Source organism: bacterium (assembly GCA_037131655.1).
GTDB lineage: Bacteria > Armatimonadota > Fimbriimonadia > Fimbriimonadales > JBAXQP01 > JBAXQP01.
On the sequence record JBAXQP010000097.1, the window covers coordinates 1 to 9007 of the forward strand.

A 9007-nucleotide genomic window follows, 5' to 3' on the forward strand; every position below is an offset into this window, starting at 1 on the left:
ACGCCCAATTTCTTGACATTCAGCGATGCGCGCACCTGGGCGTCAGCTTGCATCGTATCGCAAATCTGATAACCTTGGCCGCGAGCTAATGAATCTGCGCCGCTGAGGGGATATTGCAAAGCGCGGGCAGTGGATGCGCCAAGCGCCCGCGCTAATTCCTTCTCTTGACTCCTCGGGGCGCGCCCAACCCTAAACCAATCTCTTATCGCCATTAAGTCCTCCTGCCAATCAAAATGATTATTCGATTAGCAAGGCGACATGGAGATGTTTTGTCAACCGGTTATCGGTTTAGAGCCTTTTCTTCCTTCATTTTTATGCTGCGTCGAATATTATTCTTTGCGCGGTGTCCACCCCTCATTCCTTCATCGTAATGAAAGAAAGTGATACAAAACATGATAATGTTGGCTAGTAATTAAATGAATTAGAAATCAGTGCTGACTAAAATTCCATTAACTGCATAACTTTCTACTCATCAATACCCTGTTTTGGGTATCCTGAAGGTGCTGGGGCGTTATAATTTTTAGAGATCATAATCGTAGAAATCGGTCTGCGATTTAGCCCATAAGAAATTTAAACCAAGGCCGGTTGTTGCCTAATCGGCAGGAAAGGAACGCATTAATGTATCAAGAAGCTATTCGAATTGGAACACTTGCCACTGGGAAGAATAATTGGACAGGTGATTACCTGCGCCAAATCCTTCCTTATGGCTTCGAATCATTTAGTATTACCTTCTGGCAGACTCTCGGGGGAACCGACCTCAAGTGTCTTTCCGATGAGATTAAAGATGTTATCACAGACAAAGGCGCTGTTGTCAGCAGCTTAGGCGTATTTGGCAATCCGTTAATGGATGATGCTATGGCCGAAGAAACTCGCGAAAGCTGGCGACAGGCGATTGATAACGCGCATTTATTTGGCTGCGATATCGTAGCCGGTTTTGCAGGACGAATCGAGGACAAACCCATTGATGAATCGATGCCTCGCTTCGCGGAAGTCTTTGGACCACTAGCAAAGCGAGCCGCCGATAAAGGCGTTCGCATCGCTTTTGAGAACTGCGATATGGGCGGCACTTGGAAAACCGGCAGTTGGAATATCGCTCATAACCCGACTGCTTGGGAAATGATGTTCAACGCAATTCCTTCAGAGAATGTCGGACTCGAATGGGAGCCTTGCCACCAGATGGTCAGCCTTATCGAGCCTATTCCTCAGCTTTCTAAATGGGTGAAGAAGGTCTTTCACGTTCATGGCAAGGACGCAACGATTATGTGGCCAGTTATGCGTGAGTTCGGCGTCGATGGGCCGAGACAGTTCGCATATCACCGTACCCCTGGGTTTGGAGACAGCAACTGGACCGATATTATTTCAATTCTACGCCAAGGCGGATTCAACGGCAGCATTGATATCGAAGGCTGGCACGATCCCGTTTATAAAGGTGAATTAGAGATGATGGGTCAGGTTGCAGGTTTGAACTACCTAAAACGCTGCCGAGGCGGCGCTTTCGTCCCAGACCCACAATTTGAAGCGAATAAATAGTAGAAGGACGTTATTCCGAGCTTGTCGAGGGATATCCCCCTCCCTTTAGAGGGAGTTGGAAATCCGGAAGACCCTTCGACTTCGCTCAGGGTGACGTAAATAAAATTAATAACCTAACTTGAGAGGAAATAACGATGGCTAATGTTAAGAACATGAAGATGAACCCGCCTACTAATCGTCTGCGTGGGACGCTGCCGAAGGTTGGCATTCGCCCGACTATCGACGGTCGCTTTGGCGGAACCCGCGAGCTGATGGAAGGTCAAACGATGGGAATGGCTATTTCAGTAGCCAAGCTCATCACTGAAAACTTGCGCCATGCCAATGGCTTACCGGTCGAGTGCGTTATCGCTGACCGCTGCATCGATGGCTTGATGGAATCCGCCAACTGTGCGGATAAATTCACCAAGGAAGGCGTTGGCTGCTCAATCACCGTTACCCCATGCTGGTGCTATGGGTCGGAAACCATGGATATGGACCCGCTCATCCCCAAAGCTATCTGGGGCTTCAACGGCACAGAACGACCCGGCGCGGTCTATCTGGCGGCCACACTTGCGGGACATAACCAAAAAGGTCTGCCTGCATTCGGTATCTATGGTCGCCACGTGCAAGATTCCACTGATAGCACCATTCCTGATGACGTAGCGGCAAAGATTTTACAGTTTGCCAAAGCTGCTAACGCAGTAGCGTCTATGAAGGGTAAAACCTACTTGGCAATCGGCAACGTATCGATGGGTATCGCCGGTTCTATCGTCGACCAGAGCTTCCTACAGCACTTTCTTGGTCTAAAGACCATGACCATCGATATGGTCGAGCTTGTCCGCCGATGTGACACCGGCATTTTCGATAACGAAGAGTTCGAACGAGCGCTTGCATGGACCCGCGAGAACTGCAAAGAGGGCAAGGACACAAATCCACCCGAGCGACAGCATACTCGCACAGAGTTAGATGAAGACTGGAATAAGTCAGTCAAGATGGCATTGATGACTCGGGATATGATGGTCGGCAACCCGAAGCTAGCTGAGATCGGTTTTCCGGAAGAGGCAGAAGGGCATAACGCCATTGCCGCCGGTTTCCAGGGTCAGCGCCAATGGACGGATCATTTCCCGAACGGCGACTTCCTCGAAGCCATTCTCACTTCGTCATTCGACTGGGACGGCATTCGACAGTCCTACATCATGGCAACTGAGAACGACAGCCTCAACGCAATCGCGATGCTGTTCGGCCACCTGTTGACCAACACCGCTCAACTCTTCGCCGACGTTCGAACCTTCTGGAGTCCGGAAGCTGTCAAACGCGTCACCGGTTACACCTTAAGCGGCACAGCTAAGGATGGAATTATCCACCTGATCAACTCAGGCCCCGCAGCGCTTGACTGGACTGGCGAGCAAACTAAAGACGGCAATCCGACACTTAAGCCGTTCTGGGAGATCACACCCGAAGAAGCTGGCAAATGCCTCGATGCTACTCAATGGCATCCTGGCTGCCGAGACTCATTCAGAGGCGGCGGCTGGTCAACTGACTTCACCACCAAGGGTGGGATGCCGATGACCATGAGCCGTGTCAACATGGTTGAAGGCCTTGGTCCCGTCCTTCAGATTGCTGAAGGCTGGAGCGTCGAACTTCCTGATAACGTACACAAGACGCTCGACGAGCGCACAGACCAGACTTGGCCGACTACATGGTTCGTGCCAAGACTAGATGGCAGCGGACCGTTCCGCGATGTTTACTCTGTTATGTATAACTGGGGTGCAAACCACGGTGCGGCAGCTCCCGGCCACGTCGGCAGCGAGTTAATCACTCTTGCCTCAATGCTGCGCATTCCGGTCGATATGCACAACGTTCATGAAGAGCAAATCTTCCGACCGAATGCATGGTCACGCTTCGGAGCGAATGATCCTCAGGGTGCAGACTACCGAGCCTGCGCCTGCTACGGCCCGCTCTATAAGTAAAGCCATTAATGTTATCCCAATAGTCATCCCCCTCTCAACAAAAGTGAGGGGGATGCTCATATCTAAAGACTTCATAATATAGCTCCCATGTTAAAAAACGACACAGCTAGAAGAACCCGAAAACCGGCAGTCCTCCGGACGTTTTCAGTCGCCTATCTCGCCCTCCTGCTGCTAGTGTCAATTATTTGGGCGCTGGTAGGCGAGAGGTCATGGCCTCTTATTTTGCCAATGCACGTACCACAGTTCCTACTGATTCCAATTGGAATACTGCTCTTGGCCTCCATCCTCACGCTGCGCCGATTTGAAATAATGGTGAACCTACTTGCAGCGGCTATAGTCTTTCTTTTCTTAATGCAATACCACGTTCGTCTACCCTTATCTCCCAAAGCGCCCGATCCTGCATCCAAAGCTTTAAGAGTTGTTACTTACAATATCAATGCGGGGAAAGCTGGGGTCGATAATGTAATCAAAACCCTTAAAAAAGCGAACGCAGATATAATTTTTCTTCAAGAATCCGGTCAAGCTGCATTTGCCAGTCTCGATACTGACCCAACTCCAAAAATTCTGAAAGCTTTCCCTCGTTGGTATTCGGTCAGGGAAAAGAAACAGGTTATTCTAAGCAAGTACCCACTCAGTCAGGAAGAAATCCTCACAACAAGCCATTACCGATGCTTTCTTATATGCAGGGTTAAAATCAACAAACAGTCTATTAGACTTATAAATATCCATATGTACTTTTCAACGAACGGTGAAAGTTTACTGAATAATAACCAAGGCACGGTTGCTTACCTTCGCGAAGCGGCTAGGATTACGAAAACACAAGCGGATATGCTCAGCAAGATTATTCAGGAAGAAAAGGGGCCGACTATCGTTGCAGGTGATTTCAACTCCACCCCACTCTCAAGCACGCATCGAACGCTATCCAAGCTGCTTACAGATAGCTTTGATAGCGTTGGAAGAGGATTGGGTTATACCTTCCCGTCGAAGTTGCCTCTGATTAGAATTGACTACATCTACTTAAGCGACAGTCTTATCGTAACAGATTGCCATCCTGTTAGCAGTAACTCCTCCGACCACTTTCCACTCATGGCCGATTTGAGGGTACCAAACTAGTCTCCGAGATAAATGCGCGGAACTCGAAGACCGATTAAAGAAGTGACTTCGTGAACAGTTGTATCTGCAAGCGCAGTTAAGCGGGGAACAAGAACAGTCTCACCAATAAGTGTTGCCACATCACCGATTTGAACTTCACCAAGATCAGTTACATCTATCATAAGTTGATCCATGCAAACTCGCCCAACAATTGGCGCTTCCCCACCGTTGATACATACCGCCCCTTTATTGGAAAGAGCGCGAAGATAACCATCAGCATAGCCTACCGGAATGGTAGCAATTCGGGAAGGTCGTTTTGTCTGATATGTAGCGCCATAGCTGATAAAAGCTCCCTCAGGCAGAGTGCGCAAAGCGCTAACTCTTGCCTTCCAGCTCAGCACCGGCTTAGTGCCATAATCACATGGCAAAATCCCATACGCCAATGCGCCAACCCGTATCAAATCAAGCGCTGCCCCCTTATAACAAACCGTCGCAGAGCTATTGGCAATATGTTTGAGCATAGTTCGCTTGAAGAAGTTTTCAATCGACTCAGCGCCAGAATTAAAGAGTTTGAGCTGCCTATCAGTAAACAAAGGATCATCATCAGCACATGCAAAATGGCTGCATAGACCTTCCAGATATATCCCATTTAGCTTTGAAATCTCACGTGCGGTAACTAGCGCCGCCTCAGGACTGACACCAAATCTACCCATGCCAGTGTCAATCTTCAAGTGTACTTTCACCTTGCGGTCGCGTCTGAGGGCGATTTCTGAAAGGGTGTGGGCGATCTCGTAGCATTCGATTAACGGGGCGAGGTTGCACGTAACAACGGCATCCGCTTCAAAAGGCAGCATGGGAGACAAAACCATTATCGGAAGGCGTAAACCAGCTTCCCGAAGAGCTACCCCTTCCGCTACGGTTGCAACAGCAAGCCAATCAGTATAAGGTACAGCCGCTTGAGCGATTGGAACCAAACCATGACCGTAGCCATCCGCTTTGACAACGATGGCTATTTTTACTGAGGGACCAACTAGATCGCGAATAACCTTGAGGTTATGCGTTAGCGCCCCACGATCAATTTCAACCCAAGTTCGATAAAACTGCATTTCTTAGGTGCGTAACTACGACAATGAACAACTGATCTAAAATAAATCTTCTATGACATCTATTGGGACGTATTTAATCAAAAATCGTTCTCTACGGAATAGCTCACAGAAGAACGGGCTTGGTTCCTTCTGGAATTTAGCCCCAACCGCTCATATCGTACGTAGTTCTTTTCTTGGTCGTCATTAACCACCAATATGTTGGTTAGACGCCGGTTAGAATGAACTATCATCATCTTCAGATAGTATACCCACCGTAAAGGCAGATAGTATCCTGTCACCCAATATAGATATTGGGAGACAGGAGGATAAATGGATTTATGGATGCTGGAAACTACGCAAGAGCCTCTTTGTGAGGAAAGAGTTCAAAACTATACGCAAGTGGTGTATAATGAAATTAATAAGCATAAACTTCCCAGTAAAATGGGACATGATGATAGACATTATCTTTATGTCTTTATGTCTTTATGGGTTTTTTTGAAGGATGTGAATCAATGCAATATAGGTGTTTGTACATTTTGCTGTTAATGACGGGGTGTTGGTTGATACTATCGAATACTCCGCTGTTCGCTGAGACTAGTCTCATCCGCGAGATTGGGAAAAATAAACCCAATGTCTACATTATCACGTCTGGATCTTCAGCAAATGAACTGGCAGGGATACTGCGCTCACTAATCTTAAGGCATCCGGATAACAAACACAAAGACAGCGAAGTGACGGTAATCAGTTTGGCTGAGGCTGAAAACTTGGTGAAAGGCGATAAAAGGTTCGACAAAGCTAGCCTAATCTTCCTACTTGTTCGCAATGAGATGGTTAGCGAACTATCTCGATCTCTAGAGGCAAGGCTTCCATTTAAGATTCCGCCACTCAGCACGCGATTGAGTGTGGTGGTAAGCCAATTCTTTAATCCCAAAGCAGGGGATTTAACGCTCATCTCTGCGATGGTTGCTCCCGATGCGGAGAGACTTGGAAAGCTTTATGATCGGTTCACAGCGCACAAGGCGGACAACTTTCGCAATCTTCCATTTACAGCTAGTGCTCGGACCGTTAAGCTGGCCCTTTTCAGCCATCCGGATGATCGACAGATTGTGGAAAACTGGGGGGGTGATCAGTAAAGGGTGTTGGTTTTCCTCCCAATGGTATCCATTGGCTAACCGTGAAAAGCTAACACCAGAGCAACTCCGAGAATGTGATGAAGTCTATTTTATTAACCGCATTCGTAATAATACCATACTGCCCTTACCCGCGCAGACATTACTTGCCAGCCATGAGGGCAGAGACACATCTGTACTTTTGGTACGCCAAATTCATGAAGACGGCCTTTCCATAGTAGTGTTTGACGTGCCATCCCAGCTTCAGTTGGAGAGGAAGGCCAAGCAATTCAACAATGTAGATGCTGTGGCAATTGGGGTCACACCTATCGAGCTAAATGACCTCCGTGTAGTTGACCGAACAGTTCTACTTGTTCCGCAAAACCCATCAGGAATGTCGGCAAACCTAACGGAGAGCATTCGATTAGGCTTGGCTAGTGATCTGCGTACGCAGGCTAAAATGAATGTGATGGAACGAGGACCTAACCTTACTGTTCTTGAAAAAGAAGTGACACTCCAAGAACTCATGGGTTCACCAGATACGCGCAAAAATGTGCGGATGAAAACAGGTTTGCGACACGTATGGCTCTTCCAGGTCACCTCTCTCGACCGTCAGACTACCTATATACCCTCTCAGAAATCGCTTTCAGATAAAGGCGCTTTTAATGAATATGAACCGCCAGAACCAAGCAAATATAAAGGTTTCATATGGAATCAGACAAAAAAAACGCCTGCTGAATATGCGCGTGATTATCGTGAATGGGAGCAGAAGCACGACGAATGGAAGCAAAGAAAACTCCGCTACGAGTATTACGATCCCTGTCAGTGGGAACGAACGCTTACTCAAAATCAGACCGCCACTGTCACTGGGATGCTGACTCTTTTCGATCTAGATGACGAAGGCAAAGTTATTTGGCAAAAGGAGTGCACGGGCGATAGTTTGAGTTCTACGATCTTACGCACTGATCAAATTACTATAGCTGGCTACTTGGGCATACCAGACTCAATAGTCGCACCTGAGGCAGATTCGAATTGTGAAGAAAGCTTAGTTATTAAGGCCTCACGCAATGCTGGGAACATAGCTTTGGGAATCTTATTGGACGAATCTCTGCTAAGAACAGGAGCTCCGCTTCTCACACCTGAGCCTAAGCCTGAGCCTGAGCCTAAGTCGATATCAGGCCCCATAGTTCTCGAGGTAGACTCAATTATTCTTCAAGCAACCACTAGCCTTGGAAATGCTGATGGACTCAAAATAGGTGACACAATAATTATTATTACCAAAACTAGAGAGATCAAGGGTCAGGATGGCGAGGTAACTGAGGAAGTGCCACTGGAGCAGGTACATCTTCGACTAACACGAGTAGGCAAAACTTCAGATTGTGTACCGATAAGCGAGACAGACAAGACACTCTTCGTCAATATCAAGCCTAATATGAGTGTAAGCTTTGTGCGAGCTCCAACATTCAAACTTGTACCATTGCAACGTCCAAAGCCAACCATTCCGAAAAAAGGGAAATAAAATGCAATATAAAAGATTAACCACAATGTGGATAATACTAATACTCGCTATAGGTATCACCACATCGGTAATGCCTCAACAGCGAGATAGGGATACTAGACGCTGGAAGATAATTGTTATTGTCCAAGAAAGTCACCTTTCGCAACCTAGAATTCCTGATCCCGCAGTAGAAACTTCTTTGTGTCGGCAATTGATAGATGCAGGCTATAAGGTGATCGACCAGGATCGATATGATGCAATTCGTTATTCAGCTATTGTTGACCGTATTATTAAAGGTGGCTCGAAAACAGGAAAGGAAACAATTCAACTCTGCCGACGGTTTGGCGCGGATGTTCTTATTACAGGAGAAGCGTTTACTCAAGTAGCGAAGCGAAGTCGGATTGATACGGAACTAGGTTCCGTTGACAGAATTCAGTGCAGGGCAAGGGTTGAATTAAAGGCAATTCGTGTTGACTCTGCTGAGAAGTTTTGGTCTGATGCAATTCATAGAACCGGTCCTTCAGATATCACCGAAGAGTTGTCGAGCAAATCCGCACTGGAAGATGCAGCGGATTTGATTGGACAGGATCTTATCCAACGAATGGGGGAACTGACTAAGTCCTCAGGACAATATGTGGAATTGGAATTCCGGGGGATTGGTAGTGCATCTAATGGAGATAAGGTGGCGCAAGTAATTCGAAAAATGCCTGGGGTGCTTGAAATTGGTGATGGTGAGTTCGACGC

At 47.3% G+C, this 9007-nt stretch carries 9 protein-coding genes; 7 read left to right on the plus strand and 2 right to left on the minus strand.

From position 1 onward, the window contains the following. The coding region (locus tag WCO51_06100; protein MEI6512831.1) for a hypothetical protein at positions 1-212 on the minus strand (212 nt) is incomplete at its 3' end. Between the two features lie 406 nt (positions 213-618). Here WCO51_06100 and WCO51_06105 point away from each other — a divergent pair. From WCO51_06105 to WCO51_06115, 3 genes are all read left to right on the plus strand, one after another. Next, the gene (locus WCO51_06105) at positions 619-1530 is read left to right on the plus strand and encodes a sugar phosphate isomerase/epimerase (GenBank protein MEI6512832.1); all 912 of its coding nucleotides are present in this window, start codon (positions 619-621) and stop codon (positions 1528-1530) included. A gap of 134 nt (positions 1531-1664) precedes the next feature. Beyond that, complete coding sequence (locus WCO51_06110; protein MEI6512833.1) at positions 1665-3479, plus strand: L-fucose isomerase; 1815 nt, start codon at positions 1665-1667, stop codon at positions 3477-3479. A gap of 87 nt (positions 3480-3566) precedes the next feature. Then, entirely contained in the window at positions 3567-4592 is a 1026-nt protein-coding gene (locus tag WCO51_06115) for an endonuclease/exonuclease/phosphatase family protein (GenBank protein ID MEI6512834.1), read from the plus strand. On the opposite strand, the gene alr is transcribed toward WCO51_06115, so the two are convergent. After that, the gene (gene alr, locus WCO51_06120; protein MEI6512835.1) at positions 4589-5677 is read right to left on the minus strand and encodes an alanine racemase; all 1089 of its coding nucleotides are present in this window, start codon (positions 5675-5677) and stop codon (positions 4589-4591) included. The genes WCO51_06115 and alr overlap by 4 nt on opposite strands. A gap of 309 nt (positions 5678-5986) precedes the next feature. On the opposite strand from alr, the gene WCO51_06125 reads away from it, so the two are divergent. The 4 genes from WCO51_06125 to WCO51_06140 all read left to right on the plus strand — a co-directional run. Beyond that, the gene (locus WCO51_06125) at positions 5987-6202 is read left to right on the plus strand and encodes a hypothetical protein (protein MEI6512836.1); all 216 of its coding nucleotides are present in this window, start codon (positions 5987-5989) and stop codon (positions 6200-6202) included. A 14-nt stretch (positions 6203-6216) separates the two neighbouring features. Next, positions 6217-6789, plus strand: a complete 573-nt coding sequence (locus WCO51_06130) for a hypothetical protein (GenBank protein ID MEI6512837.1) — start codon at positions 6217-6219, stop codon at positions 6787-6789. A gap of 31 nt (positions 6790-6820) precedes the next feature. Next, a complete protein-coding gene (locus tag WCO51_06135; GenBank protein MEI6512838.1) occupies positions 6821-8284 on the plus strand; it encodes a hypothetical protein in 1464 nt (487 codons plus the stop codon). A gap of 1 nt (position 8285) precedes the next feature. Beyond that, positions 8286-9007 (plus strand): hypothetical protein (locus WCO51_06140; GenBank protein MEI6512839.1); only part of this gene is annotated, 722 nt, incomplete at its 3' end.